General features: G+C 70.6%; 18 protein-coding genes. 9 read left to right on the forward strand and 9 right to left on the reverse strand.

Features of this window, described 5'->3' with window-relative positions:
• The first annotated feature begins 8 nt into the window (after window positions 1–8).
• The 8 genes from B9P64_RS22430 (at window position 9) to dmpH (ending at window position 11,594) form a co-directional block, all read left to right on the forward strand.
• A complete protein-coding gene (locus tag B9P64_RS22430) occupies window positions 9–1,697 on the forward strand; it encodes a DUF1302 domain-containing protein (RefSeq protein ID WP_085318286.1) in 1,689 nt (562 codons plus the stop codon).
• Window positions 1,698–1,720: 23 nt separating this feature from the next.
• Complete coding sequence (locus B9P64_RS22435) at window positions 1,721–3,070, forward strand: DUF1329 domain-containing protein (protein WP_085318287.1); 1,350 nt, start codon at window positions 1,721–1,723, stop codon at window positions 3,068–3,070.
• 20 nt (window positions 3,071–3,090) lie between these two features.
• On the forward strand, window positions 3,091–4,179 hold the full coding sequence (locus tag B9P64_RS22440) for a WD40/YVTN/BNR-like repeat-containing protein (RefSeq protein ID WP_085318288.1): 1,089 nt from the start codon (window positions 3,091–3,093) through the stop codon (window positions 4,177–4,179).
• Window positions 4,176–6,632 carry an efflux RND transporter permease subunit gene (locus B9P64_RS22445; RefSeq protein ID WP_085318289.1) on the forward strand — a complete coding sequence of 819 codons (2,457 nt, stop codon included), beginning with the start codon at window positions 4,176–4,178 and terminating at the stop codon, window positions 6,630–6,632. The genes B9P64_RS22440 and B9P64_RS22445 overlap by 4 nt, the downstream gene beginning before the upstream one ends.
• A 73-nt stretch (window positions 6,633–6,705) precedes the next feature.
• Window positions 6,706–8,385: a sigma-54-dependent Fis family transcriptional regulator gene (locus tag B9P64_RS22450; protein WP_085318290.1), complete on the forward strand. Its 1,680-nt coding sequence runs from the start codon at window positions 6,706–6,708 to the stop codon at window positions 8,383–8,385.
• Window positions 8,386–8,533: 148 nt separating this feature from the next.
• A complete protein-coding gene (locus B9P64_RS22455) occupies window positions 8,534–9,994 on the forward strand; it encodes a 2-hydroxymuconic semialdehyde dehydrogenase (protein ID WP_085318291.1) in 1,461 nt (486 codons plus the stop codon).
• 5 nt (window positions 9,995–9,999) lie between these two features.
• On the forward strand, window positions 10,000–10,797 hold the full coding sequence (gene dmpE / locus B9P64_RS22460) for a 2-oxopent-4-enoate hydratase (RefSeq protein WP_085318292.1): 798 nt from the start codon (window positions 10,000–10,002) through the stop codon (window positions 10,795–10,797).
• Between the two features lie 2 nt (window positions 10,798–10,799).
• Window positions 10,800–11,594 (forward strand): 2-oxo-3-hexenedioate decarboxylase, encoded by a 795-nt coding sequence (gene dmpH, locus B9P64_RS22465; RefSeq protein ID WP_217808738.1) that lies wholly within the window; start codon window positions 10,800–10,802, stop codon window positions 11,592–11,594.
• A gap of 8 nt (window positions 11,595–11,602) precedes the next feature.
• Here dmpH and B9P64_RS22470 read toward each other — a convergent pair whose 3' ends face one another.
• The 5 genes from B9P64_RS22470 to B9P64_RS22490 form a co-directional block, all read right to left on the reverse strand.
• On the reverse strand, window positions 11,603–12,790 hold the full coding sequence (locus B9P64_RS22470; protein WP_085318294.1) for an acetyl-CoA C-acyltransferase: 1,188 nt from the start codon (window positions 12,788–12,790) through the stop codon (window positions 11,603–11,605).
• Between the two features lie 10 nt (window positions 12,791–12,800).
• Window positions 12,801–13,508 carry an SDR family oxidoreductase gene (locus B9P64_RS22475; protein ID WP_085318295.1) on the reverse strand — a complete coding sequence of 236 codons (708 nt, stop codon included), beginning with the start codon at window positions 13,506–13,508 and terminating at the stop codon, window positions 12,801–12,803.
• 53 nt (window positions 13,509–13,561) lie between these two features.
• Window positions 13,562–16,666: an efflux RND transporter permease subunit gene (locus B9P64_RS22480; RefSeq protein ID WP_085318296.1), complete on the reverse strand. Its 3,105-nt coding sequence runs from the start codon at window positions 16,664–16,666 to the stop codon at window positions 13,562–13,564.
• Window positions 16,663–17,766 carry an efflux RND transporter periplasmic adaptor subunit gene (locus B9P64_RS22485; RefSeq protein WP_235840097.1) on the reverse strand — a complete coding sequence of 368 codons (1,104 nt, stop codon included), beginning with the start codon at window positions 17,764–17,766 and terminating at the stop codon, window positions 16,663–16,665. Before B9P64_RS22485 ends, B9P64_RS22480 begins: the two co-directional genes overlap by 4 nt.
• Window positions 17,767–17,846: 80 nt before the next feature.
• Window positions 17,847–18,479, reverse strand: coding sequence for a TetR/AcrR family transcriptional regulator (locus B9P64_RS22490; RefSeq protein WP_085318298.1), 633 nt, complete (start codon window positions 18,477–18,479; stop codon window positions 17,847–17,849).
• Between the two features lie 86 nt (window positions 18,480–18,565).
• Here B9P64_RS22490 and B9P64_RS22495 point away from each other — a divergent pair, with 86 nt between their 5' ends.
• Window positions 18,566–20,011 carry an efflux transporter outer membrane subunit gene (locus B9P64_RS22495; RefSeq protein ID WP_085318299.1) on the forward strand — a complete coding sequence of 482 codons (1,446 nt, stop codon included), beginning with the start codon at window positions 18,566–18,568 and terminating at the stop codon, window positions 20,009–20,011.
• Between the two features lie 30 nt (window positions 20,012–20,041).
• Here the strand turns inward: B9P64_RS22495 and B9P64_RS22500 are convergent, their stop codons facing one another.
• The 4 genes from B9P64_RS22500 to modA form a co-directional block, all read right to left on the reverse strand.
• Complete coding sequence (locus B9P64_RS22500) at window positions 20,042–20,695, reverse strand: PEP-CTERM sorting domain-containing protein (RefSeq protein ID WP_085318300.1); 654 nt, start codon at window positions 20,693–20,695, stop codon at window positions 20,042–20,044.
• Between the two features lie 37 nt (window positions 20,696–20,732).
• The gene (locus B9P64_RS22505; protein WP_176256933.1) at window positions 20,733–22,466 is read right to left on the reverse strand and encodes a ShlB/FhaC/HecB family hemolysin secretion/activation protein; all 1,734 of its coding nucleotides are present in this window, start codon (window positions 22,464–22,466) and stop codon (window positions 20,733–20,735) included.
• Between the two features lie 36 nt (window positions 22,467–22,502).
• Entirely contained in the window at window positions 22,503–25,829 is a 3,327-nt protein-coding gene (locus B9P64_RS22510; RefSeq protein ID WP_176256934.1) for a filamentous hemagglutinin N-terminal domain-containing protein, read from the reverse strand.
• Window positions 25,830–25,978: 149 nt separating this feature from the next.
• A complete protein-coding gene (gene modA, locus B9P64_RS22515; RefSeq protein ID WP_085318303.1) occupies window positions 25,979–26,833 on the reverse strand; it encodes a molybdate ABC transporter substrate-binding protein in 855 nt (284 codons plus the stop codon).
• Between the last annotated feature and the right edge of the window lie 33 nt (window positions 26,834–26,866).

Here is a 26,866-nt window from a genome sequence, read left to right on the forward strand (position 1 = left end):
AGACAGGAATGACGACTGGCCGCCATCGCGGGCCGGGGCGCCCGTGCGCCTGCGCGCTTGCCATTGCCGCGCTGCTGGGCGCCGCGCCCGGCGCCCGCGCCGCAAGCATCGATACCGGCAATCCCGACATCAGGCTGCGCTGGGACAACACTTTCAAGGCCAGCGCCGGCTGGCGCGTCGGCTCGCCCGACCAGAAGGTCGCGGCGTCCGCGCTCAATCCCAATGTCGATGCCGGCGATCTGGCCTTCGACCGTGGCCTCATCAACAGCCGGCTCGACTGGCTGTCGGAAGTGGACCTGGCCTGGAAGGGCATGGGCGCGCGGCTGTCGGGCGTGGCCTGGTACGACAGCGTCTACCAGCGCGACGGCAACGACTTTGCCGGCAGCACGCCCAACACCACGTCGGCGCTGACCGGTGGCCGCAACAACGTGTTCACGCCCGACACCAGGCGTTTGATGGGCAAGTACGCCGAAGTCTCCGACGCCTTCGTCTACGGCAGCACCGATCTCGGCGACGACCACAAGCTCACCGTGCGCGCCGGCCGCCATACCCAGCTCTACGGCGAGACGCTGTTCCTCGGCGCCAACGGCATCGCCTATGCGCAGGGGCCGGTGGACCTGATCCGCGCCTTCTCGCAGCCCAATGCGCAGTTCAAGGAAGTGGCGCTGCCGGTCGGCCAAGTGTCGGCCAACCTGTCGCTGAGCGAGAACGTCTCGGTCGGCGCCTACTACCAGTTCCAGTGGCGGCCGCTGCGGCTGCCGGCAACGGGCAGCTATTACAGCCCGGCCGATTTCGTCGGCGATGGCGCCGATCTGCTGCTCACGCCCACCGGCGGCGCGGCCAACCGCAGCGGCGACCGGCGCGGCAGCAATACCGGCCAGTTCGGCGGGCGCGTCAAGTTCAGGCTGCCGGGCAGCGATACCGAGTTCGGCCTGTACGCGGCGCGCTATCACGAGAAGTCGCCGATCCCGGTGCTCGACGCGAGCACGCCGGGCGCCTTCAACGGCGGCAGCTATGCGCTCTACTACCAGAAGGGCATCGAGACCTATGGCGCGAGCGCCTCGACGCTGGTCGGCGAGACCAATGTGGCGGGCGAGGTATCGGTGCGCCGGCGCACGCCGCTCGCGCCGCTCGGCGATCTGGTGGTCACGCTCGACCCCAGTGCCAACAACAGCGGCAATGCGCCCTATGCGCTCGGCAACACGCTGCATGCCAATGTGAGCGCGATCAGCGTGTTCCCGGCCACGGCGCTGTGGCAGGGCGCCAGCGTGGTCGGCGAGCTGGCCTACAACCATCTGATGGCGGTCACGCACAACCCGGCCACGCCGGTCACGCCGGCCGGCGCGCTCAATGCCACGCACACGCGCGACCACTTCGGCGCGCGCGTGGTGTTCCAGCCCGAGTACTTCCAGGTGCTGCCCCAGCTCGATCTGCAAGTGCCGATCGGCCTGGGCTACGGACTGGCCGGGCGCTCGGCGGTGTTCCAGCTGTTTCCCGAGCATGCGGGCGACCTGAGCGTGGGCCTCAACTTCGAGTACCAGAAGCTCTGGCGCTTCGGCCTCCAGGCCACGCATTACGTCGGCAGCGCCGGCGCCGCGCCCACCACCGACGACCCGACCAAGGGCCTGATGGCCAGCTACCGCCAGTACTACCGCGACCGCGACACCGTGAGCCTCTGGCTCCAGCGCAGCTTCTGAATCCGCCCCGAGGAGACCTCCGCATGAACAACCGAATCACGCTCGCGGCGGCCGCGATCTGCGCCGCCTTCGCGCTGCCCGCGCACGCCGCCGTCACCGCCGACGAAGCCGCAAAGCTCAAGACCACGCTCACGCCGCTCGGCGGCGAGAAGGCCGGCAATGCCGACGGCAGCATCCCGGCCTGGGACGGCGCCGGCCTCAAGGGCTATGCCGGCGCCAAGGTCGGCGACATCCCCGCCGCGCCGTTTGCCGACGAGAAACCCGCCGTGCAGATCGGCGCGAAGAACGCCGCGCAATACGCCGAGCGCCTGAGCGACGGCACGAAGGCGCTGATGCAGAAGTACCCCGACAGCTTCCGCATCGACGTCTATCCCACGCACCGCACCGCCGCCGCGCCCGACTACGTCATCGCCAACACCTTCGCCAATGCCACGCGCTGCAAGACGAAAGCCGGCGGTTTGTCCGTCGAAGGCTGCCAGGGCGGCGTGCCCTTTCCGGTGCCCAAGGAGGGCATCGAGCTCTACTGGAACTACATGCTGCGCATCGAGAGCGAGGCGGTCGAGCATGGCTTCAAGAACATCGTCGTGTCGGCCGACGGCTCGCGTGCGCTGGCCACGCGCAATGACGAGTCGTGGAACTTTCCGTACTTCTACAAGGACGGCTCGCCCGAGAAGTGGAGCGGCAAATACTTCCTGCAGCGCTTCAACACCACCGAGCCGCCGTTCAAGGCCGGCGAGTCGCTGGTCATCCACGACAGCATCGATGCGAGCGAGCCGCGCCAGGCCTGGCAATACCTCGTGGGCCAGCGCCGCGTGCGCCGCGCGCCGACGGTCGGCTACGACACGCCCGACTTCGTCGCCTCGGGCGCCAACTATTTCGACGAGGTGATGGGCATCTTCGGCGCGCCCGACCGCTACGACTGGAAGCTGGTCGGCAAGAAGGAGCTCTACGTTCCGTACAACACCAATGCGCTGGTCACGGCCAAGGTGGATGCGGCCTTTGCCAAGCATCACCTCAACCCCGACAAGCTGCGCTGGGAGCTGCACCGCGTGTGGGTGGTCGAGGCCACGGTCGCGCCGGGCAAGCGCCATGCCGTGCCCAAGCGGCGCTACTACTTCGACGAGGACAGCTGGCTGCTGCTGCTGGCCGACGGCTATGACGCCGAGGGCAAGCTCTGGCGCACGACGCAGATGCTGCCGTTCGCGGTGCCGGCGGTGCCGGCCGTCACGGTCAAGCCGGCGGCGGTGTTCAACCTGCAGGCCGGCACGCTGAGCGCGGTGCAGTTCCTCAACGAGGAAACCTACCGCGTGGTGGCGCGCAAGCCCGAGTCCTTCTACACCGGCGACGCGGTCGCGGCCGACAACGCGCGCTGATGCGGCCGGGGAGCTGGGACATGAACCGAATCCTTCGGCTGCGGCCGGGCCGGGTCGCGCTGGTACTGGCCGCCGCGCTGGTGCTTGCGAGCGCGGCGGTGGTCGCGGCGTCGGCGCCGGCGGCCGATCTGCTCGACCGCGCCAGCCAGCCGCGCCTGCATGCCGAAAGCGCGGTGCTGATCAGCATTGCGCGCGCCGGCGACCGGCTGGTCGCGGCCGGCGAACGCGGCACGCTGCTGCTGTCCGACGACAACGGCGCGCACTGGCGTCAGGCGCCGATGCCGGTGAGCGTGGCGCTGACTGCGCTGGCGTTTCCCACGCCGCAGGCCGGCTGGGCGGTGGGGCACGGCGGCGTCATCCTGCACAGCGCCGACGGCGGCGAGCACTGGAGCCGCCAGCTCGACGGCCGCCAGCTCGGCGCGCTCGAACGCGCGGCCGCCGAAGCCAGCGGCGATGCGCGCGCCCTGGCCGACGCCCGCCGCCTCGCCGACGAAGGCCCCGACCAGCCGCTGCTCGACGTGGCCTTTGCCGATGCGCAGCGCGGCATCGCGGTCGGCGCCTTCGGCCTCGCGCTCGCCACCGCCGACGGCGGCCGCAGCTGGCAGTCGATCCGCGCGCGCCTGCCCAACAGGCTCGGCAAGCATCTCTACGACGTGAGCTTCGACGGCGAGCGCGTGCTGATCGCCGGCGAGCAGGGCGCGCTGTTCCGCTCGACCGACGGCGGCGCGCATTTCGAGGCGGTCGCCACGCCCTATGCCGGCAGCTTCTTCGGCGTGCTGGCGGGCGAGGGCGGCGCGCTGCTGCTCTACGGCCTGCGCGGCACGGTGCTGCGCAGTAGCGACGACGGCGCGAGCTGGACCCGCATCGATCTGGGCCAGCCGACCACCGTCAGCGCCGGCCTGCGGCTCGCCGACGGCAGCCTGCTGCTGGCCGACGAGACCGGCCGCGTGCTGCTCAGCCAGGACGGCGGCGCCAGCTTTGCGCCGCGCGCCATCGAGCAGCCGTTCGCATTCACCGGCGCTGTCCAGGCCGGCGACGGCAGCCTCGTGCTGTCGGGCGTCCGTGGCCTCGCGCGCCTCGCTTCCCCTGTTGCCAAGGCCCAGCCATGAGTCATGCCCCCCAAGCCGGCGCGGCCGAACCTGTCGTCGCAAACCTTGCCGATTTCGACCGGCGCTCCGGCTCGCTGCTGGAGCGCGCGCTGTTCAACCATCGGCACATCGTCGTGCTGCTGTGCGCGCTGGTCACGGCGCTGCTCGGCTGGCAGACGCGCCAGCTCGAATTGCAGGCCGCGTTCGAGAAGATGATCCCGACCCGCCACCCTTACGTGGCCAACTGGCTCGCCAACAAGGACCAGCTCGCGGGCCTGGGCAACACGCTGCGCATCGCGGTCGAGGCGAAGGCCGGCGGCGCGATCTTCGAGCGCGACTATCTCGACACGCTGCGGCGCATCAACGACGAGGTCTTCCTGTATCCGGGCGTGGACCGGCCCTACATGAAATCGCTCTGGACGCCGGCGGTGCGCTGGACCGGCGTGACCGAGGACGGCCTTGATGGCGGCCCGGTCATCCCAGACGACTACGACGGCTCGGCGCGCGCGCTGGAACAGGTGAGGCTGAACGTCGAGCGCTCGGGCGAGATCGGCATGCTGGTCGCGCCCGATTTCCGGTCGAGCGTCGTGCTGCTGCCCTTGCAGGACGGCGTGGCCGACTACCACGCGCTGTCGCAGCGGCTCGAAGCGCTGCGCGCCAGGTACGAGGCCGAGGGCGTGACCCTGCACATCACCGGCTTTGCCAAGGTGGTCGGCGATCTGATCGACGGGCTGCGCCAGGTGCTGGCGTTCTTCGCGATGGCGATCGCGATCTGCACGGCGGTGCTGTGGTGGTACACGCGCTGCGTGCGCAGCACGGCGCTGGTGGTGCTGTGCTCGCTGGTGGCGGTGGTGTGGCTGCTCGGGCTGCTGCCGACGCTGGGCTATGCGCTCGATCCCTATTCGGTGCTGGTGCCCTTCCTGGTGTTCGCCATCGGCATGAGCCACGGCGCGCAGAAGATGAACGGGATCATGCAGGACATCGGGCGCGGCACGCACCGGCTGGTCGCGGCGCGCTACACCTTCCGCCGGCTGTTTCTCGCGGGGCTGACCGCGCTGCTCGCCGATGCGGTCGGCTTCGCGGTGCTGATGGTGATCGACATCCGCGTGATCCAGGACCTGGCCGTGACCGCCAGCCTCGGCGTCGCCGGGCTCATCTTCACCAACCTCGTGCTGCTGCCGATCCTGCTCAGCTATACCGGCGTCAGCGCCACGGCCGCCGCGCGCAGCCTGCGCGCCGAGCAGGCCGGCGGCGCCGATGGCGACAGCAGCGGCGCGCAGACGCGCCATCCGTTCTGGGCCTTCCTGGACCATTTCACGCGGCCGCGCTGGGCCCGCGTGGCACTCGGCGCGGCACTGGCGCTCGGCGTGGCCGGCTTCGCGGTGAGCACGCATCTGCGCATCGGCGATACCGACCCCGGCGCGCCCGAGCTGCGGCCCGACTCGCGCTACAACCGCGACAACGCCTTCATGGTCGAGCACTACGGCGCCAGCAGCGACACCTATGTGGTGATGGTCAAGACGCCCGAATTCGGCTGCGCCAGCTACGCCACGCTGGCCCGCGTCGATGCGCTGGAAGACGCCTTGCAGCAGCTGCCCGGCGTGGTCGCGACCAACTCGCTCGCCACGCTGGCCAAGCGCGCCGCCACCGGCATGAACGAGGGCAGCCTCAAGTGGTACGAGATTCCGCGCACCCAGGACCTGCTCAATTCCATCGTCACGCGGGCTCCGCGCGAGCTGTTCAACCAGCGCTGCGATCTGCTCACGGTCTATGCCTGGCTCGCCGACCACAAGGCCGACACGCTCGACAGCGTGGTGCGCACGGTCGAGGGCTTTGCCGCCGCCAACGACGGCGCCGACATCCGCTTTCTGTCGGCCGCCGGCAATGCCGGCATTGAGGCGGCGACCAACATCGTGGTCAGGCGCGCCAACGTCCAGATGCTGGCGCTGGTGTATGCGGCGGTCACGCTGCTGGCCTTCGTCACCTTCCGCTCCTGGCGCGCGGTGGTCTGCGCGGTGCTGCCGCTGATGCTCACCTCGGTGCTGTGCGAGGCGCTGATGGTGGGCTTGGGCATCGGCGTGAAGGTGGCGACGCTGCCGGTCATCGCGCTTGGCGTCGGCATCGGCGTCGACTACGCGCTGTACGTGCTGAGCGTGACGCTGGCCTGCCTGCGCGCCGGCATGACGCTGTCGCAGGCCTACTACCGGGCGCTGCTGTTCACCGGCAAGGTGGTGGTGCTGACCGGCATCACGCTCGGCATCGCGGTCGTCACCTGGGCCTGGTCGCCCATCAAGTTCCAGGCCGACATGGGGCTGCTGCTGGCCTTCATGTTCGTGTGGAACATGCTTGGCGCGCTCATCCTGCTGCCGGCGCTCGGCCGCTTCCTGCTCGTGTCCGACCGTCCGGCGGCGCGGTCGCGCGAGGCCGGCGCCGAGGCCGGCTTCACGCCGTCGGCACGCGAGGTCAGCCCCTAGAATCGCCCGGCGCCGGCGGCATCTGCCAGCCGGCGCGGTCACGAGACGGCGGAGTACCGCCGCAGGAGGAGACATGACCGGCGTGAATCTGAGCGAGCGCTACGACCTGCGCTCGCGGCTGCGTTTCGAGCCCCGGCAGGGGCTGATCTGGCTCGGCGAATACAAGATGCAGCTGCTGCATGCGCGGGCGCTGAGCGCGCTGCGCTGCGAGCTGATCGAGTCGCTCGGCATCGAGCGCGCGCGCGGGCTGCTGGTGCGCATGGGCTTCGCCTCGGGCCAGCAGGATGCGGCGCTGGTCAAGCGCATGGTCGGCGACGGCGATCCGGCCGACGCCTTCCTGCTCGGGCCCGAGATGCATGCGCTCGAAGGCGCGGTGCGCACGCGCACGCTGCGCTCGGTCATCGATGTGGCGCGCGGCCGCTTCGACGGCGAATTCGCCTGGGAGCATTCGGCCGAGGCCGACGGCCATGTGCAGCATTTCGGCGTCGGCGACGACCCGGCCTGCTGGATGCAGATCGGCTATGCCTCGGGCTATGTCACCACCTTCATGAACCGCTTCGTGGTGTTCCGCGAGACCCAGTGCATCGCCTGCGGCAGCGCGGAGTGCCGCATCGTCGGCAAGCTGGCCGAGGCGTGGAACGACCCGGCCTATCTGGCCTATTTCGAGCCCGACAACTTCCAGGGCGAGATCGCCCAGCTGCGCGAGCAGGTCGAGCGGCTGCAAGCCTCGCTGCGCGCCAAGGCGCCGTGCGACGGGCTGATCGGCGCCTCGCCGGCATTCACGCGCGCGCTCGATCTGGCCGGCCGCGCCGCGCCGGGGCAGATCACCGTGCTGCTGCTTGGCGAAACGGGTGTGGGCAAGGAGCGCTTTGCGCGCTGGGTGCACGACCACAGTCCGCGCGCCGCCGCGCCCTTCGTGGCGGTCAATTGCGCCGCCATCCCCAACGAGCTGATCGAGGCCGAGCTGTTCGGCGTGCAGAAGGGCGCCTACACCGGCGCCCAGCAGTCGCGGCAAGGCCGGTTCGAGCGCGCGCATGGCGGCACGCTGTTCCTCGACGAGGTCGGCGATCTGTCGCCGTCGGCCCAGGTGAAGCTGCTGCGCGTGTTGCAGACCGGCACGGTCGAGCGGCTTGGCGGCAGCGAGGCGGTGCAGGTCGATGTGCGGCTGGTCGCGGCGACCAATGTCGATCTGACGCGCGCGATTGCCGAGGGCCGGTTTCGCGCCGACCTGTACTACCGGCTCGGCGCCTATCCGGTCACGCTGCCGCCGCTGCGCGAGCGGCGCGCCGACATTCCGCTGTTCGTCGACGCGCTGCTGCGCAAGTTCGAGCGGCTGTACGACAAGCGCGTCGCCGGCCTCACCGACCGCGCCCGGCTGATGTTCGAGCAGTACGCCTGGCCCGGGAACATCCGCGAGCTGGAGAACGCGCTGGAGCGCGGCGTGCTGCTGGCGCCGCCCGGCGGCGAGATCGAGATCAGCCATCTGTTCGCCGGTCTCGACGATCCGCAACTGGCCGGCGTGATGCTGGGCAGCGACGGCCGGCTCGGCGCCGGCAATGCGCTGGCGCAGGAGCGCGTCTGCGAGCAGCTGCTGGCCGACGACTTCGACCTCGAAGCGCATGAGCACCGGCTGCTGGATCTGGCGGTGCGCAAGGCCGGCGGCAATCTGGCCAAGGCGGCGCGGATGCTGCGCATCACCCGGCGCCAGCTCGCCTACCGCCTGCAATCGCGCCCGGCGGCCGACGCCGCCTGATACTCGCCACGCATCGACTTGCCCCCCGGAAAGTATTGGACGGTATGACGGGCGGCTTCCTATCCTGCCCTTCACCGACGGCCCCGGCAGCCCAGCGCGCCGGGCGGCACGGCGGACCCACACCACCGAACACGAGGACCGGGACGACATGCGGCAGATCAGGCACTTCATCAACGGCGAGTTCAGCGCCGACCCGGGCGGGCGCGTTTTCGACAAGCGCTCGCCGCTCGACAACCGGGTGATCGCGACCGTGGCCGAAGCCACGCGCGCCGAGGTGGACGCGGCGGTACGTGCGGCGCGCGCCGCGCTCTCCGGCCCCTGGGGCCGCCTGAGCACCGACGAGCGCTGCGCGCTGCTGCACAAGCTGGCCGACGAAATCACGCGCCGCTTCGACGACTTCGTGGCGGCCGAAATGGCCGACACCGGCCAGCCGCATCACGTCATGACCCAGGCCTTCATCCCGCGCGGCGCGGCCAACTTCCGCGTGTTTGCCGACACCGTGAAGAACGTGCCGACCGAGGCCTTTTCGATGGCGACGCCCGACGGCGCCGGCGCGCTGAATTACGGCCTGCGCCTGCCCAAGGGCGTGATCGGTGTCATCAGCCCGTGGAACGCGCCCTTTCTGCTCATGACCTGGAAGGTCGCGCCGGCGCTGGCCTGCGGCAATACGGTCGTCGTCAAGCCGTCGGAAGAATCGCCGCAGACCGCGGCTCTCCTCGGCGAGGTGATGAATGCGGTCGGCATTCCGCGCGGCGTCTACAACGTGGTGCAGGGCTTCGGGCCCGACTCGGCCGGCGAATTCCTGACCCATCACCGCGAGGTCGATGCAATCACCTTCACCGGCGAGACGCGCACCGGCACGGCGATCATGAAAGCCGCCGCCGACGGCATGCGCGACGTGAGCTTCGAGCTCGGCGGCAAGAACGCCGGCATCGTGTTCGCCGATGCCGACTTCGACGCGGCAGTGGACGGCATCTTCCGTTCGGCCTTCCTCAACAGCGGCCAGGTCTGCCTCGGCACCGAGCGCGTCTACGTCGAGCGGCCGATCTTCGAGCGCTTTGTGCAGGCGCTCAAAGCCAAAGCCGAGGCGGTGAAGTTCGGCCGGCCCGACGACCATGCGAGCAACTACGGCCCGCTCATCAGCCAGGAGCATCGCGCCAAGGTGCTCGGCTACTACGCCCGCGCGGTGGAGGAGGGCGCCACGGTCGTGACCGGCGGCGGCGTGCCCGACATGCCGGGCGAACTCGCCGACGGCGCCTGGGTGCAGCCGACGATCTGGACCGGCCTGCCCGAAACCGCCGCCGTCGTGCGCGAGGAAATCTTCGGCCCCTGCTGCCACATCCGCCCGTTCGACAGCGAGGCCGAAGTGATCGCGCTTGCAAACGACAACGACTACGGCCTCTCGACCACGATCTGGACCACCAATCTGGCGCGCGCGCACCGCGTCGCGGCCAGGGTGGAAGTCGGCATCACCTGGGTCAACAGCTGGTTCCTGCGCGACCTGCGCACGGCCTTTGGCGGCAGCAAGCAGTCGGGCATCGGCCGCGAAGGCGGCGTGCATTCGCTCGAGTTCTATACCGAGACCCGCAACGTCTGCATCAAGCTCTGAGCGCCATGGACACCACCGCCCACCACCGCTATGGCGACGAGCTTTATCGCGCCCTGATTGAACGCCGCACCGTCGAGCCGCTGCGGCTGCGCGAGCCCGACATCACGCTCGACGACGCCTATCGCATCCAGCTGCGCATGGTCGAACGGCGCCTGGCCGCCGGCGAAACCATCGTCGGCAAGAAGATCGGCGTGACTAGCAAGCCGGTGCAGGACCTGCTCGGCGTGTTCCAGCCCGACTTCGGCATCCTCACCTCGGGCATGGTGCGCCGCGAGGAGGAGGCCATCGACCTCGGCGACCTGATCCAGCCCAAGGCCGAGGCCGAACTCGCCTTCGTGCTCAAGCACGATCTCAACGGCCCCGGCATCACGCCGATGGACGTGATCCGCGCGACCGACTACGTGACGCCCTGCTTCGAGATCGTCGATTCGCGCATCACCAGCTGGAACATCCGCATCCAGGACACGGTCGCCGACAACGCTTCCTGCGGCGTCTATGTGCTCGGCAAGGCCAAGGCCGATCCGCGCCGCGTCGACCTGACGCTGGCCGGCATGCTGCTGGAGAAGAACGGCGAGCTGGTCTCGACCAGCGCCGGCACCGCCGTGCAGCGCGCGCCGGCGACGGCGGTGGCGTGGCTCGCCAACACGCTCGGCGCGCTCGGCATTCCGTTCCGGGCCGGCGAGGTGATTTTGTCGGGTTCGCAGTCGGTACTGGTCGGCGTCGCCGATGGCGACCGGCTCGCCTGCACCATCGGCGGCCTCGGCAGCTGCCGCATTTCCTTCACCGGCAGGAGCGCCGCATGAGCATGGAACTCACCCTCGACCACGACGCCGTCGTGCGGCTGTGCGAGCGCATCGAAGGCGCGCAGCTGCGTGCGCACGCGATCCCCAAGCTCACCGACGAATACCCGGGCATGACCATCGGCGACGGCTATGCGGTGCAGCTTGCGCTGCGCCAGCGCTGGCTCGCGCGCGGCGTGCGGCAACTGGGCTGGAAGGCCGGCCTCACCTCGCGCGCCAAGATGAAGCAGATGGGCGTCGACGTGCCGAGCATCGGCTTCCTGATGTTCGACATGTTCCGCAGCGAAGGCTCGGAGATCGGCACCGCCGACCTCGTCCATCCGCGCGTGGAATGCGAGGTGGCCTTCGTGACCAAGGCCGAGCTGCGCGGCCCGGGCTGCACTGGCGCCGATGTGCTGGAGGCGACCGACTTCGTGCTGCCGGCGGTCGAGGTCATCGATTCGCGCTTCTCGGGCTTCAAGTTCGATCTGCCGAGCGTGGTGGCGGACAACGGATCGAGCGCGCGGTTTGTCGCCGGCGGGCGCGCGCGCATCGCCGCCGAGCTCGATCTGCGCACGCTCGGCGTGGTGCTGGAGAAGAACGGCGAGCAGGTCGCGATGGGCGCGTCGGGCGCGGTGCTCGGGCATCCGGCGGAGGCGGTCGCGATGCTGGTCAACATTCTTCACGAGCTGGGCGAGACGCTGCCCGCCGGCAGCTTCGTGATGAGCGGCGGCATCACCGAGGCGGTCGCGGTGAAGCCGGGCGACAACGTGATCGCCCGGTTTCAGGAGCTGGGCAGTGTGGCGATGCGCTTCGTCTGAAGCGCCGCTCAGTCGGCGAGTTCCAGCGCCACTGCGGTGGCTTCGCCGCCACCGATGCACAGCGCCGCCACGCCGCGCCGGCCGCCGCGGGCCTTGAGCGCATGCAGCAGCGTCACGATCAGCCGCGCGCCGGTCGCACCGATCGGATGGCCGAGCGCGCAGGCGCCGCCATTGATGTTGAGCCGGTCGCGCGCAATGCCGAGTTCCTTCGCGGCGGCCATCGCCACGACGGCAAACGCCTCGTTGATCTCGAACAGATCGACATCGGCGACCCACCAGCCGACCCGCGTCAGCAGCTTGCCGATGGCCGGGATCGGCGCCGTGGTGTATTGCGCCGGCGCCTGGCTGTGGGTGGCGTGGCCGACCAGCGTGGCCAGCACCGGCAGGCCGAGCTGCCGGGCGGTCGAGCGGCGCACCAGCAGCAGCGCCGCCGCGCCGTCGGCATTGGCCGAGGCGCTCGCGGCGGTGATCGTGCCGTCGGGCCGGAATGCCGGCCGCAGCGTCGGGATCTTGTCGGGCGAAACCTTGAGCGGATGTTCGTCATGCTCGATGCGCTTTTCGCCGCCCTTGACCGCCAGCACCACCGGCGCGATCTCGGCCGCGAAGGCGCCGGTCTCGATGGCGCGGCGTGCGCGCGTGAGCGTCTCGACCGCATAGGCGTCCTGCTCGGCGCGACCGAAGCCATAGGCCGCCGCCGTCACCTCGCCGAAGTCGCCCATCGACCGGCCGGGCTCGTAGGCGTCTTCCAGACCGTCGAGCATCATGTGATCGAACACGCGGTCATGGCCCATGCGGTAGCCGGCGCGCGCCTTGGCCAGCAGATAGGGCGCGTTGCTCATCGATTCCATGCCGCCGGCCACGACGATCTCGGCGCTGCCCGCCAGCAGCAGGTCGTGCGCCAGCATCGTCGCCTTCATGCCCGAGCCGCAGACCTTGTTGACGGTGGTCGCGCCGGCGGCATCGGGCAGGCCGGCGCCGCGTGCGGCCTGCCGCGCCGGCGCCTGACCCTGGCCGGCGGGCAGCACGCAGCCCATCAGCACTTCGTCGACGCGGGCCGGATCGAGGCCGGCACGGTCGAGCACCGCGCGGATCGCATGCGCGCCCAGGGCCGGCGCGGCGAGGGCGGCCAGCTCGCCCTGAAAACGGCCGAGCGGCGTGCGCGCGGCGGCAACGATGACGACGGGATCTTCGGTCATGGCTCTCTCCTCAGGAACGCAGATCGCGCAGATAAATCCCCGGTTCGGCCGCCAGCCCCTGCTTGACCTGGCGCGTGAGGTCGTCGGCCAGCACCTCCAGCGCGCCGGCCTCCAGTCCGTCGAAGGCGCTGCGCACCACGTCTTCGGGCTTGAGCTTGGGCAGGTCGATGTCGGCGGTGAGGTCGGTATCGACGAAGCCGACATGCAGCGCGGTCACCTGCGTGCCCTGGGCGGCCAGCTCCTGGCGCACGCCGTTGGTCATGCCCCAGGCGGCCGACTTGCTGGCCGCGTACACGCCCAGCAGCGGGCCGCTGATCCAGCTCGCGACCGACAGCACATTGAGCAGCGCGCCGCCGCCATTGGCCGCGAGCACCGGCGCGAAGGCGCGCGTGACTTCGAGCGGGCCGATCACGTTGGTCTCGATGTGCCGGCGCAGCGAGGCCGCGCTGTCCTCGACCAGAAAGCCGCCGAACGCCGCGATGCCGGCGTTGTTGACGACCAGCGTGACATCGGCGCAATCGCGCGCGGCGGCGGCGATCTGTGCCGGGTCGGTCACGTCGAGCCGCAGCGGCAGCACGCCGGGCAGCGTGACGGTCTCGGGCCGGCGCGCGGCGGCGTAGACCTTGCGGGCGCCGCGCGCCAGGGCTTCACGCGCAAATGCGAGGCCGAGGCCGCGATTGGCGCCGGTGACGAGAACGACAGCATCCTTGAGCTTCATGGACCTTCTCCTTGGGCGGACGGCCGGGCGGCCGTCCTGGTTGAACACGGCGATCAGTCGGCGGCGAGCGCCTGCGGTGCGTTGGCGTGGTCGTGCACGGCCTCTGTGGCCGGCGCCTTCACGCGGAACCAGATGGCGTAGAGCGCCGGCAGGAACAGCAGGATGAGCAGCGTGCCGACGGCGGTGCCGCCGATCAGCGTGTAGGCGAGCGAGCCCCAGAACACCGATTCGGTGAGCGGCATGAAGGCCAGCACCGCCGCGAGCGCGGTGAGGATCACCGGCCGGGCGCGCTGCACCGTGGCCTCGACCACCGCGTCGAAGGGCGCGAGGCCGGCGGCGCGGTTGCTGTCGATCTGGCCGATCAGGATCAGCGTGTTGCGCATCAGGATCCCGGACAGCCCGATCAGCCCGAGGATGGCGTTGAAGCCGAACGGCTGATTGAAGGCGACCAGGATCGGCACCATGCCCACCAGACCGAGCGGCGCGGTCAGCAGCGTCATGCCGGTGGCGGCAAACGAACGCGTTTGCAGCATCAGCACGATCAGCGTCAGCACCAGCATCACCGGGAAGATCGGCGCGAGCGCGGCATTGGCCTTGCCGGCTTCCTCGATCGAGGCGCCCATCTCGATGCGATAGCCGGCCGGCAGCGCGGCGCGCACCGGCGCGAGCGCGGCGTCGATCTGGAGCGAGACCTCGGGCGGTTGCAGCCGCTCGTCGATGTCGCCGCGCACGGTGAGCGTGGGCAGGCGGTCGCGCCGGCGCAGGATCGGCTCCTCGGCGCGCAGCTCGATGTGGCCGATCTGGTCGAGCGGAATCGCGCGGCCGTCGCGGCCGATGAGCTGGAAGTCGCCCAGCCGCGACGGGTCGAGCCGCTCGCCGCCGGCGCTGCGCGCGACCAGCTCGGCGGTGCGGATGCCGTCGCGCAGCTGCGTGACCGGCGTGCCGCTGACCAGGAACTGGAGCTGCTCGGCGGCGTCCTGCGGCGTGAGGCCGATCAGCGCGAGCCGGTCCTCGTCAAAGCTCAGATGCAGCTGCGGCTGGCGCTCGCCCCAGTCGAGGTTGACGTCGCGCATCGACGGATTGGCGCGCATCACGCCGGCCACGTCATTGGCGATGCGGCGCAGCGTGTCGGCATCCGGCCCGGTCACGCGGAAGGCGACCGGGAACGGCGACGGCGGGCCGAACACCAGCTTGCTGGCGCGCACCCGCGCCTCGGGCGCGAGGCCGTCGGCGACGCGTTCGCGCAGGCGTTGCAGCAGGGCGTCGCGCGCCGTGTGGTCGTCGGTCAGCACGATGATCTTGGCGAACGACGGATCGGGCAGCTCGGGGTTGTAGCTCATGAAGAAGCGCGGCGCGCCCTGGCCCACATAGGCGGTGACGATGCGCGTCTCGGGCTGCTCGTGCAGCCAGGCTTCCACCTTGGCCGAGGCGGCGCTGGTGGTCTCGATGCTGCTGCCATACGGCAGTTGCAGCTCGACGAGCACCTCGGGCCGGTCGGACGTGGGGAAGAACTGCTGGCGCACCGCGCCCATGCCCACGCCGGCCGCCACGAACACCAGCATCACCACGGCGGCCACCAGCCATTTGCGGCGCACCGCAAACGCGATGGCACTGCGCAGCTGGCGATAGCGCGGCGTGTCGTAGATGGCGGCGTGGCCGCCCGCGACCGGCGCGATCTGCGGCAGCAGCTTCACGCCCAGGTAGGGCGTGAACACCACCGCCACCACCCACGAGGTGATGAGCGCAAAGCCGACGATCCAGAAGATGTTGCCCGCGTACTCGCCGGCGGTGGACTTGGCAAAACCCACCGGCAGAAAGCCGAGCACCGTGACCAGCGTGCCTGCCAGCATCGGCGCGGCGGTGTGGCTCCAGGCGTAGGCGGCGGCTTGAACGCGGGCCATGCCTTCCTCCATCTTCACCACCATGATCTCGATGGCGATGATCGCGTCGTCGACCAGCAGGCCGAGGGAAATGATCAGCGCGCCCAGCGTCACGCGGTCGAACACCCGGTCGGTGAGCAGCATGATCACGAACACGGTTGCCAGCGTGAGCGGCACCGCCGCCGCCACCACGATGCCCACGCGCCAGCCCATGCTCACGAGGCAGACCAGCATCACCACCGCCAGCGCGACGACGAACTTGAGCATGAACTCGCCGACCGCGCCGCTGATGTTGACGGCCTGATCGGTGATCTTGCTCAGGCTGATGCCGAGCGGCAGTTCGGCGCGGATCGCCTCGGCTTCGGCGCCGAGCGCGCGGCCCAGTTCCAGGCCGTTCCAGCCTTCCTGCATCACCACCGACAGCGCCAGCGCCGGCTCGCCGTCATGGCGGATCAGGAAGGTGGCCGGGTCTTCATAGCCGCGCGTGACGGTCGCCACATCGCCGAGCCGCAGCACGCGACCGCCGGCCGCGACCGGGATGTTGCGCAGGCTGGCCAGATCGTCGGGCACGCCGTCGAGCCGCAGCACGGCTTGCGGACCGCGCGTCTCGATGCTGCCGGCCGGCGTGACCGTGTTGTGCTGCTGGAGCGCCGCGAACAGCTCGCGCGCGGTGATGCCCAGCGTGGCCAGCCGCTGCCACGAGAACTCGACGAACACGCGCTCCGGCCGCTCGCCGACGATGTCGACCTTCTTCACGCCGGGCACGCGCAGCAGCCGCTGGCGCAGCGGCTCGGCTTCGCGCACGAGATTGCGCGGCGCCAGACCCGGCGCCTTCAGCGCATAGAGCGCGAAGGACACGTCGGAATACTCGTCGTTGACGAAGGGGCCGAGCACGCCGCGCGGCAGCTTCAGGCCCTGGTCGCCGAGCTTCTTGCGCGCCTGATAGAACTGCTCGGGCACGGCGGCCGGCGGCGTGCTGTCCTTGAGCGTGAGCGTCATCAGCACGAGGCCGGGCCGCGCGATGGTTTCGACCCGGTCGTACCAGCGCAGCTCCTGCAAGCGCTTTTCGAGCGGCTCGGCGACCAGGTCCTGCATCTCTTTCGCGCTGGCGCCGGGCCAGGCCGCGCTGACCGTGAGCAGCTTGATGGTGAAGGCCGGATCCTCGGCGCGACCCAGCTTGAAGAAGGCGAACAGCCCCGAGCCTGCGAGCACGAGGATGAGGAAGAGCGTCACGGCGCGTTCGCGCACCGCGAGCGCCGACAGATTGAAGCGGTTCATTGCGCCACCGCCTTCTCGGCGCCGAGGCGCACGTTGTCGCCGTCGTGCAGCAGATGGGCGCCGAGCGCGACCACCGTGTCGCCGGGCGCGAGGCCCTGCGACAGCAGCACGCTGTCGGCGCCGAGGCGGGCGACGGTCACCGGCCGGAAATTCACGCGCGCGGCGGCACGGTCGACGACGAACACGCCCGGACCGGGGCCGGCGTCGTGCAGCGCGCCGATCGGCACCACCACGCCGGGCTGGTGGCCCAGCGCAAGCCGCAGGCTCACGGTGCTGCCGATCGGCGCCTCGGCCGCCGCGCCGCCGAGCGTGTAGCGGGCGGCAAAGCTGCGCGTGCGCGGATCGGCGGCGGCGGCCAGTTCGCGCAGGGTGGCGCTGCCTTCGGCGCCGCCCCAGACGCTGGCCTGCGCGGTCGAGCCCAGCGCCGGCCGCAGGCCCTCGGGCAGATCGACGCGGGCTTCGCGCGCGCCGTCGCGGGCCAGCCGCAGCACCGCGTCGCCGGCCTTCACTACCTGACCGGGCTCGGCCAGCGTGGCCAGCACCACGCCGTCGGCATCGGCGCGCAGCTCGCTGTAGCGGTCGGCGTTGAGCGCGACCTCGGCCTGGGCCTGAGCGGCGGCGAGCCGGGCGCGCGCGCTGCGGTCGGCGGCGCGGGCCGCGTCGAGCGTTTGCGCCGACACGGCGCCGGCTTCGACCAGGCCGTCGAGCCGGGCCAGATCGGCGGCGGCCTGCTCGGCCTGGGCATGGGCGGCGCGCACCAGCTCGCGCTGGGCGGCGGCGCCGAGGCCGACGTCGCTGGCGTCGAGCCGCATGAGCAGGTCGCCGCGCTTGACGCGCTGGCCGGCGTCGACGCGGCGCTCGACCACCTTGCCGTCGATGCGGAAGCCCAGATCGCTCTCGACCCGCGCGGCGACCACGCCGGTAAAGCTGCGCTCGACCGCGCCATCGGCGACGGCGCGCGCCAGGCTGACCAGCGGCGGCTGGGTGCGCGGATCGGCCGGCTCGCTGCTGCCGCAGCCGGCAAGCGCCGACAGCAGCGCGAAGGCGCCGGCGGTCATCGGCCAGGCCGGTGCGCGACGCGGAAAACGGATGGAAAACATGGCGGGCTCCTCGAACGGTGGAGCCCATGTTAGTTAACGAGTTAAGAAAACGTCAACTCATAACTTGCGAAGCGGCAGCGCTAGACCGACAGGCTGCGCAGCACCAGGCCGACGATGGCGGTGCAGGCTTCCTGCAACTCCTCGGGCTCGCGCTGCTCCAGCATCATCGGATGGGCGAACAGCCACATCGCCTCGTCGATGCCGCTGCACACCTCGTCGAGCGGCGTCTTGCGCTCGAACTCGCCGCTCGCGCGCCCGTCGCTGACGATGCGCCGGATCGCGGCCTGCTTGGCGAGCTTGTAGCGCGGTACCGAGCCCCATTGCGTCTCGACCGCCACCAGCACGATGTCGTGCAGCTTGCGTTCGTTGAAGAACAGTTCAAGCCCTTGATCCAGCACGGTTTTGAACAGCTTGCGCAGGCGCTTGGTGGCGCTCTCGTCGCTGCTCGCAACCGCCTCCATCGCATCGATGATGCGGCCCAGCGTCATGCTGCAGATGGCTTCGCCGATGGCCTGCTTGGACTCGAAGAAGCGGTAGAGGTAGGCGCTCGACACGCCGATTTCCTTGGCGATGTCGGCGACCGAGGTCTTGTCGTAGCCGTAGCGGCGGAAGTGGGCGTCGGCGACGGCGATGATCTGCTCGCGCCGTTCGTGCTGGGCCGGGCCGCGCTGGCCGCTACTGTCGGCCTGCGCTGGAATGTCGGAATCGGTCATGGGGGGTCTGGTGGGTGGAATCGGGCTTGGCAGTTTCGATGAGTTATGAAAACATGAATTCATAACCAACGCTCGGAGTTGCCGTCATGTCTATCGCCGTTCATTTTCCCCCGCGCCTGCTGCCGCTGCTGGCGACGGCCTTGCTGTCGGCCTGCGCGGTCGGGCCGGAGCATGTCGCGCCCGAGCTGCCGCGCGTGGCCGAGGCGTCGGCGGCGGCGCGGGTTGCCGCGCGCGTGGCCGCGCCGGCGCCGCCGCTCGACCGCTGGTGGACCGGCTTCGGCGATGCCGATCTCGACCGCGCGGTCGAGCGGGCGCTGTCGGCCAGCCCCACGCTCGAACAGGCGCTGGCCCGCGTCGATCAGGCGCGCGCCGGGCTGGGCGCCGCCAATGCCGCGCTGCTGCCGGCCGGCGACGCGGGCGCCTCGGCGGCGCGCGCCCACACCACGCAGCAGGACGCGCTCGGCCGCGTGCGCACGGCGCTCGGCGACCGTTCGCGCGACAGCAGCCTGTACGCGCTCGACGCCCGGGCGCAGTGGGAGATCGATCTGGCCGGCGGCCTGCGCCGCAATGCCGAGGCGGCGCGCGCCGATTACGCCGCCACGGCTGCCGACGCGACCGCCGCGCGGCTCGCGGTCATCGCCGCCACCGCCGACGCCTATGTGCTGGTGCGCACGCTCCAGGCGCGGCTGGCGCTGGCGCGTGAGCAGGTCGACACGCGCACGCGGCTGGTGGCGCTGGTCGAGCGCCAGGTGGCGCGCGGCATTGCGCCGCAGCGCCAGCTCGATGCGGCGCGCGGCGCGCTCGCCGAGATCGCGGCCAGCGTGCCGGTGCTCGACGCCGGCCTCGACGCCAGCTTTGCCGCGCTCGACCTGCTCGAAGGCGAGCCGGCCGGCAGCGCGCGCGTTGAGCTGGCCGCAGCCCAGCCGATCCCGGCGCCGCCCGGCATCGACAGCGCCGGCGGCACCGCCGCGATGCTGCGGCGCCGGCCCGACGTGATCGCCGCCGAGCGCCGGCTGGCCGCTGCCGACGCGCGCATCGGCGTGGCGCTGGCCGACTACTACCCCAAGCTGTCGCTCGGCGCGCTGGTCGGCAGCACGACCACGCTGGCCGGCAATCTGCTGGCGCCGGGCGCGGGCGTGGCCCAGGCCAGCGCCGGCCTGCGCTGGCGACTGTTCGATTTCGGGCGCGTCGATGCCGAGGTGGCGGCGGCGCGCGGCCGGCGCGCCGAGGCGCTCGCGGCCTGGCGCCAGACCGTGCTCGGCGCCACCGGCGAGGCCGAGTCGGCACTGTCGGCGCTGGTCAACAACGAGGCGCGGCTGCAAGCGCTGGCCGACGGCGAGACCGCCGTGCAGCGCGCCCGCGCCGCGACCGCGCTCGCGTATGAACGCGGCGTGGTCGCGCTGAGCGAAGTGCTCGATGCCGACGAGCGCCTGCAACGCCTGCGCGACGGCGTGATCCTGGCGCGCTCCGACAGCGCGCGCGCCGCGATCGGCTCGTTCAAGGCGCTTGGCGGCGGCTGGCAGGCGCAGTGAGCCCGCGCCGGCCGGTCGCCGGGGCCGGCTTCAGCCGCGCTGCCGCTTGAGCTGGCGCCGCCGCAGCAGCGCCAGCGCGCCCAGGCTCAGGCCCATCAGCGTCAGCGCATCGGGTTCGGGCACCGGCGACAGCGTGAAGCTGTCGAGCGTGGTGGTGAACCGGGTCGGATCGAGCGCCGTATAGGCCTCGGGCGCCGAGAAGCTGATGCTGTCGATGTTGGTCCAGTTGAAGCTGACGAGCTGGGCCGTGGTGCCGAGCGCGATGTCGGCGCTGTAGACCACCTCGCCATTGCGCAGCCCCTGAAAGGTCTCGACGCCGGCGCTGTACACCCGGCCCAGATAGGCGCTGTTGAAATTGAACGCGCCGGTGGTGCTGATGAGCATCGCGCCGAGGCCGAACGAGTCGTAGGCCACGTTGGGCGAGCTGGCCGTGCCGGCGGCAAAGCCACCGGTCGAGGCCAGCACCAGCGGATTGCTGCCGGTCACGTAGTTGAGGTTGAGATAGTTGAAGCCGGCATAGCCGTCGGGCACCACGGTGTCGACCGGGGTTTCGGTCGGCAGGCCGTTGATGACCGTGGTGGTCGTGCTGGTGGTCGGCAGATCGTCGAAACCGACGACGGTGGCGCCGGCCTGGGCGGCCAGGGCAAGGCCGGCCAGCGCGATGGCAGCGTGAAGCGTTTTCATGGTTTGGGTCCTCGGCGTGGTGAAAGCGGGTGCGGCGTCAAAAGCTGGTGCCGAGCTGGAACAGCAGGCGCTGGCGGCTGCCGGTCGGCTCGCTGGCGGGGCGCGGGCCGATGGCGCGGGCCCATTGCAGCTGCATCAGCGCCGGGCCCCAGTCGGCGCGCCAGGCCAGGCCGGCGTCGCTCAGACGGCTGCCGTCGGGCGCCGCGCTCCAGAGCTTCTGGCTGCGCACCCGGCCGCTGTCGGCGAACACGCCGATCCAGTGCGCGGCCGGGCCGAGCGCCGGCAGCGCGCGGCGCAGCGTCGCGCTGGCGAGCCAGCCGTTGTCGCCGCTGATCCATTCGCGATAGGCGCGCACGCCGTTGGCGCCCGAGGCGGCGAACTGCTCGCTCGCATCCAGGTTCTTGCCGTGCAGCGCCTTCTGGCCCGACAGCTGGCCGACCACGGTCCAGCCCGCCAGCGGCTCGATGCTGCCGCCGAGATTGGCGGCCAGCCGCGCATAGCTGCCGGCGGTGTCGGCGCCCTTGCGGTTGTCGGCCAGCTGGGCCGCATCGTCGAAAGCCAGGTGGCCTTGCAGATAGCTGAGGCTGGCATTGCGGCGCGCGGGCCGGCCGAGCGCCTCGGCCCAGTCGTCATAGCCGAGCGTGAGGCTGCCGGTCTGGGCGCGCTTGGGCGTCCGGCTCTCGTCGGTCTCGACCTTGTCGACCAGATGGCGCGTGGCCAGGCCCAGCTTCAGGTCGATGCGGCTGTCGCGGCTGCGCAGCAGCGCCTGGGCCAGATTGACTTCGGCGCCATGCGATTCGCCGCTGGCGCGCAGCGAGTTGAATTCGGCGCCAAGCTCGTAAGTGGTCTTGCTCGCGGCGACTTCGGCACGCAGGCCGTCGCTGTTGAGCGGCAGCGAATAGGCGGCGCGGCCGCTGAGCAGCCGGCTGCCGGCCGCGACCATGGCGCTGGCCGAGAGCCGGTCGCCCAGCCCGAGCGGCGAGTTGACGCCGCCGCCCAGCCCGAGCCGGTTGTGGCCGGTGAAGCGCGAGCCGTAGTTGTCGCCGAGCGCATAGCCGTCGAAGCGCGGGCCGGCATCGACCTCGACCAGAAAGTCGCTGCTGCCGGCGGTTTCGCCGGGCCGCACCGTCACGCGCGGCAGGCTGGCGCCGGGCAGTTCGCCGGCCAGCAGCATGGCGCGTTCGAGCGCGGCACGGCTGACGGCGGCCTGGCTCTCGGGCAGGCGCTCGAACGGCGCGGCGATCAGGGAGTCGCGCACCGGCGTGGCATTGCGCACCGTCACGACGCCAAACCGGCCGGCCAGCACCTGGATCGTCAGCGTGCCGTCGCTCGCGTCCTGCTGCGGCAGATAGGCGCGCGCCAGCAGCAAGCCGTGGCGCCGGTAGAGCGCGGTGATGCGCAGCGCGGCGTCCTGCAATTGCGCAAAGCTCAGGTCGCGGCCGCGCAGGCTGGCGAGTTCGGCCTGGGCCTCGTCGTCGGCCACGCTCGCGTCGCCCTCGATGCGAAAGCGCTCGACATGCAGCGTGGCGCCGCCGGGCAGGGCCAGCGGCGCCTGATCGGGCTCGCCGATGCGCAGGCGCGGCGGCGTGCGCTCGACCGGCAGCCCTTGCGGCTGGCCTTCCTTGAGCGCATCGCCGATGCCGAAGCCGGGCGCGGCCGGCGCGGCGGCGGGCGCGTTCTGGGCTTGGGCGGCGCTGGCGAGCAGCAGCGGCGACAGGGCGCCGAGCAGCGCCGCGCGGCGCCGGAGTGGGAGGCGGTTGTTCTTGTTCACTGGGCGGATGCGGGAGAGGGAGGTTGCCGGGCCCGATCAGCGCGGCGGCTTCGGCGCTTCGTCGTCGTCGATCTCGTAGATCTGGCCGTTGACCTCGATGCGCGACACCGAGGCCGAATAGCCGCGCACGTTCTTGAACAGCAGGTTGGCGTCGAGCCGCGGAATGCGCAGCGCCGGGCCTTGCGCATCGAGATCGGCCGGCGTGCGCACGGCGGCTTGGCGGGCGTCGGCGGTCTGCTGCGCGCCGAGGGCGGCGGCGGTGCTGGCGCGGGCGGCGGCGGCCTGGGCGGCTGCGTCGGCGGCGGCGCGGGCTGCGGCTTCTGCGGCGGCGCGCGCGGCTGCATCGGCGGCGGCACGGGCGGCGGCTTCGGCCGCTGCCTGCGCTGCGGCTTCGGCAGCTAGACGGGCGGCTTCCGCGGCGGCGAGACGCGCGGCTTCCTCGGCCGCGAGGCGGGCGGCCTCCTCGCGCGCCAGCCGGGCCGCTTCCTCGGCGGCGAGCCGGGCGGCTTCTTCGGCCGCCACGTCGCGATAGCTGCTGTTGACGACGCTGCCCGGACCTTCGCCCACAAGCTTGCCGACCGCGCCGCTGGCGAGATGGACCGAGCCCGTGGCGCTGGAGTCGATGACGGCACCGCCGTTGTAGCCGACGAGTCCGCCGCCCACGCCTTGTGATGTCACATCGCCGCTGGCCGTGACTCCGCGCACTTCGCCGGATGTGTCTTCGGTGTCGTTGCCGGTCTGGACGAAATTGCTGCCGACCGCGCCGCCCGCATTGTTCTTTGCGGTGACATTGGCCGTCGTGCTGGCGCGGTCGATGATTCCGTAGTTCTGCCCGGCGATGCCGCCAGCATCGTTGCCGGTGGCCACCACAGTCACGGTCTGCCCGTCTGACCTCCCGACAGTCACATTGGTCAAGACGCCGCCGTTGGCGCCGACAAACCCGCCCACCGTCGAATCGCCAGTCACGTTGCCGGACGCCGACGAGTTGCTGATGTTGCCCCCGGCGTTGTTGCCGGCGAAGCCGCCGACCCAGCCGGCATTGCCGCTGGCGTAGACGTTCCCGCTTGCATGCGAGCCGGTGATGGTGCCGAAGGCGTTGTTGCCGACCAGCCCGCCTACATAGTCGAAGGCGTACTTCGACAGCACGGTCACATTGCTTGTGCTGTAGCTGTCGCTGATCGGAACTTCTGAGTTCTTGCCTACGAGGCCGCCAGCATTGTTTCCGATGGTCGACGTAAGGTTCCAGTAGATGGTGACCGGGCCCGTGGAGTAGCTCGACTCGATCCGGGTCTTGTAGTCGGGGGTATCCCAGCCGGTATCGTCCGCGCCTATCAGGCCGCCGACGTTATAGCCATTGGTGACGGTGACTGCGCCGCTGGCCCAGGTGCGTACAAGGCTGGTGCTCGATCCATATCCGACCAAGCCGCCAATGAATGCAATGGGCGTGTCGCCGCCAGTGGCTGTTACGGCACCGGTTGCATACGAGTCGGTGATGTTTCCGATGCTGCTTCCCACCAGACCACCGGCGCTGCCGCCGCTGGTGTTGGTGGTGAGCGTCACGCTCCCGGTCGCGTGACTGCCGACAATGCTGGTGTAAGGCCCTTGCGAGCCGACCAGTCCGCCGACAGTGTCGCTGCCGCTCACGGTCACGTCGGCCGAACTGTCGGCGATGAAGCCGTCGGACCTCAGAACAAGGCCGGCGGCACTCAATTTGCCGCTCGCTTCGCCGCTGGCGTGCGCATTGCTGACCAAGCCGGAGTTCTGGGCCAGGAGCGTCGCCGCGCTGCCCTGCGATGAACTGACCTTGGCGTCAACCAGTGCGATGTCGCGCACCACGCTGAGCGGTTCGTCGTACATGCCCCAGCCGACCTGGGCGATGAGGGCGACGGCAGCGTCCTGCTTGTCGGTACCGATCCTCAGCCCGGAAATCGTGTGCCCGAGCCCGGCCAGCGTGCCGACGAGCGTGCCGGCCAGAACCGAATCGCTCCAGGTCCGCCCCGACGCATCGATGTCGTTGGCGAGCGCGAAATTGCCGGTCGCCGTCAGGTCGGGCGCGACCGTCGCCGCCAGCTCGTCGAGGTTGTGGATCAGCGTGTACGGCGCGCCGTCGATGCTCAGCGCCGCATGCGCGCCGGGCAGCGCGATGGCTGCACCCTTGCTCATGTCGATGCCGTAGCCGCTGCCCGCATCGATGCTCAGGCTGGCCGCATCGCCGCTCGCGCCGAGCGGCGCCGCAAAGGCCACCGCGCCGCTCGCGCGCAGCCCCAGCGCCGTGTCGGCCGACCAGGCGACCGCATCGTTCAGCGCCAGATCGCCGGCCGTCGCGTCGAGCGCGATGTTGTTGCTGGCCAGCAGCCGGCCCAGCGTCGCGCCGGTGACCGTGCCGCCGCTGCCGACGGTCACGCTGTCGGCCGCAAGCGTCCAGCTGCCGGTCGCGCCCGCATCGGCATGTGTGCTGACGATGGCGCTGTCCGTCACCGTCACCGTCTTGCCGCTGGTGGCGATGCTGCCGCCGGCGCCGCTCGCGGCGCTGGCCAGCAGACTGCCGCCCACGGTCACCGCGCCGCCCGGCGCGCTCAGCTCGATGCTGCCGCGCAGCTCGTCGAGGCTGCGCGCCTGGAGCACGCCGCTGTTGTTGACCTGACCGGCCAGCAGCGCATCGGCTGCGCCGGCGGTCAGCACGATGCGTCCGCCGTCGGCCTGGATCGCGCCGCCGTTCTCGACCAGCGCCGCCAGCACGCCGGCGTCCACGCTCAGGCCGAGCAGGCTGTCGCCCTCGAAGCGCAGGGTCACGCGCTTGCCGGCCGCCAGCGCCACCGTGCCCTGGCTGGCCGCGATGCTGCCGGTGTTGCTCACATTGGCGCCGATCAGCGCCACATAGCCGCCGCTGGCCGCAGCGAGGCTGCCGGCATTGCTCACGCTGGCCCCCGAGCTGCCGCCGAAGCTGCGGCTGCCGGCGGCAAAGTCGGCCGGCAGCAGATCGAGCGTGCTGGCCACCAGACCGGCGGTGTTCACGCTCGCGCCCTGGCCAAACAGCACGCCATTGGCATTGACCAGAAACACCTGGCCATTGGCCGTGAGGCTGCCGTCGATGACGCTCTTTTCATTGCCGACCACGCGGTTGAGCGCGATGGCGCTGGCGCTCGGCTGGTGGAACACCACCGCATTGCCGGCGCCGATGTTGAAGCTCTGCCAGTCGATGCCGAGCCTGGCGCTGCTCTGTTCGATGACCACGGTTTTGGCGTCGCCGCCGATGGACGCGCTGCCCACGGTGACGCTGCCGCCGCTGGGCAGGCCGCCGGCCCGGGCAGCGGCCATGCCGCCGAGCGCGGCGGCCAGCGCCATGCAGAGGGTGCGCAGCACCGGAGCTCCGCGCGGGCGCAGTGCGCCGGGTCGTCCGTGCCGCAGGCTGCCGGCCGCAGCCGATTCGCTGCGCTCCCGGGTCTTGACCGCCGGTTGCGCAAGCTTTCGCCAGCTATTTCGATTCATGACGAACTCCCCGGCGCGCTGGATCACTTCGTATAGCAGTAGCGAAGAATGATTGCGGTCGCGGTCGGCGAGCTCAGGAAGGTGACGAAGCTGTTGCGCAGCGTGGTATCGGCGGCCACGGTATTGGCCGCGCTGCGCTTGAGCTTGACGCCCGCCTGAAGAATGGAAATGGCGGAATAGGTGTAATGCGAAGTGCCGGTATAGCTTTCGACACCGGTCGCACTGCGTTGGCAAACCTGGGATTTGGCGACAAAGCCGATCTTGTTGACGCCGTTCTTGACCGCGAGATAGGTGTTGTCGATGTTGTTGTAGACGCTGATGAGCGTGGGATAGGGATTGCTCGCCGTCGTGACATTGGTGGCGGTCAGGCTGAACGGCGCGACTTTCAAAACACCGTTATAGGAAGCGGTGCCATAGGGCGCGGCGCTGGTATCGGCCAATGCCACCGTGCCGTAAAGCGTATTGAAATTGGCCGGCAGGCCGGTGCCGATATTGACGCCGGCGGTGTTGGACCACAGCACCGGATAGCCGGTGGCGTAATTGAAGGCTGCACCGTCATCGACCAGCGGATACGAGGCGACGATGGTGGCCGGCCGGGTGGCATCGGCCGACAGGAAGATGTCGTAGCTGCTGGGGTTGATCGTCGTGGGGTAGCCGCTGGTGATGGCGCTCAGCAGCGTGCCGCTCGACCCGGACACGAAGGTGATGTTGTTGGTCGCGCCATAGGCCGTCTTGTAGGCCGTGATGATGTCGGCGAGCGGCGCTGCGAAATTGGCCGCGACCGCGATCTTGATGCTCGCCGCATTTGCACCATTGCAGCCCAGCGCGGCAATGACCAAGGCGCTTGCGAGCGCCAGTTGCTTCTTCTTGAAATTCATGGGATTTCGCCTTTGGAATTGGCGGTGCGGTCA

This window comes from Derxia lacustris, assembly GCF_002105195.1.
In the GTDB taxonomy this organism is placed as follows: Bacteria; Pseudomonadota; Gammaproteobacteria; order Burkholderiales; family Burkholderiaceae_E; genus Derxia; species Derxia lacustris.

Coding starts and splice junctions, on each gene's coding strand:
- B9P64_RS22475 (WP_085318295.1), bottom strand. CDS start 13,508: ATGAAGCTCAAGGATGCTGTCGTTCTCGTCACCGGCGCCAATCGCGGC.
- dmpE (WP_085318292.1), top strand. CDS start 10,000: ATGGACACCACCGCCCACCACCGCTATGGCGACGAGCTTTATCGCGCC.
- modA (WP_085318303.1), bottom strand. CDS start 26,833: ATGAATTTCAAGAAGAAGCAACTGGCGCTCGCAAGCGCCTTGGTCATT.
- B9P64_RS22445 (WP_085318289.1), top strand. CDS start 4,176: ATGAGTCATGCCCCCCAAGCCGGCGCGGCCGAACCTGTCGTCGCAAAC.
- B9P64_RS22485 (WP_235840097.1), bottom strand. CDS start 17,766: ATGTTTTCCATCCGTTTTCCGCGTCGCGCACCGGCCTGGCCGATGACC.
- B9P64_RS22470 (WP_085318294.1), bottom strand. CDS start 12,790: ATGACCGAAGATCCCGTCGTCATCGTTGCCGCCGCGCGCACGCCGCTC.
- B9P64_RS22480 (WP_085318296.1), bottom strand. CDS start 16,666: ATGAACCGCTTCAATCTGTCGGCGCTCGCGGTGCGCGAACGCGCCGTG.
- B9P64_RS22455 (WP_085318291.1), top strand. CDS start 8,534: ATGCGGCAGATCAGGCACTTCATCAACGGCGAGTTCAGCGCCGACCCG.
- B9P64_RS22500 (WP_085318300.1), bottom strand. CDS start 20,695: ATGAAAACGCTTCACGCTGCCATCGCGCTGGCCGGCCTTGCCCTGGCC.
- B9P64_RS22490 (WP_085318298.1), bottom strand. CDS start 18,479: ATGACCGATTCCGACATTCCAGCGCAGGCCGACAGTAGCGGCCAGCGC.
- B9P64_RS22435 (WP_085318287.1), top strand. CDS start 1,721: ATGAACAACCGAATCACGCTCGCGGCGGCCGCGATCTGCGCCGCCTTC.
- dmpH (WP_217808738.1), top strand. CDS start 10,800: ATGGAACTCACCCTCGACCACGACGCCGTCGTGCGGCTGTGCGAGCGC.
- B9P64_RS22440 (WP_085318288.1), top strand. CDS start 3,091: ATGAACCGAATCCTTCGGCTGCGGCCGGGCCGGGTCGCGCTGGTACTG.
- B9P64_RS22495 (WP_085318299.1), top strand. CDS start 18,566: ATGTCTATCGCCGTTCATTTTCCCCCGCGCCTGCTGCCGCTGCTGGCG.
- B9P64_RS22430 (WP_085318286.1), top strand. CDS start 9: ATGACGACTGGCCGCCATCGCGGGCCGGGGCGCCCGTGCGCCTGCGCG.
- B9P64_RS22450 (WP_085318290.1), top strand. CDS start 6,706: ATGACCGGCGTGAATCTGAGCGAGCGCTACGACCTGCGCTCGCGGCTG.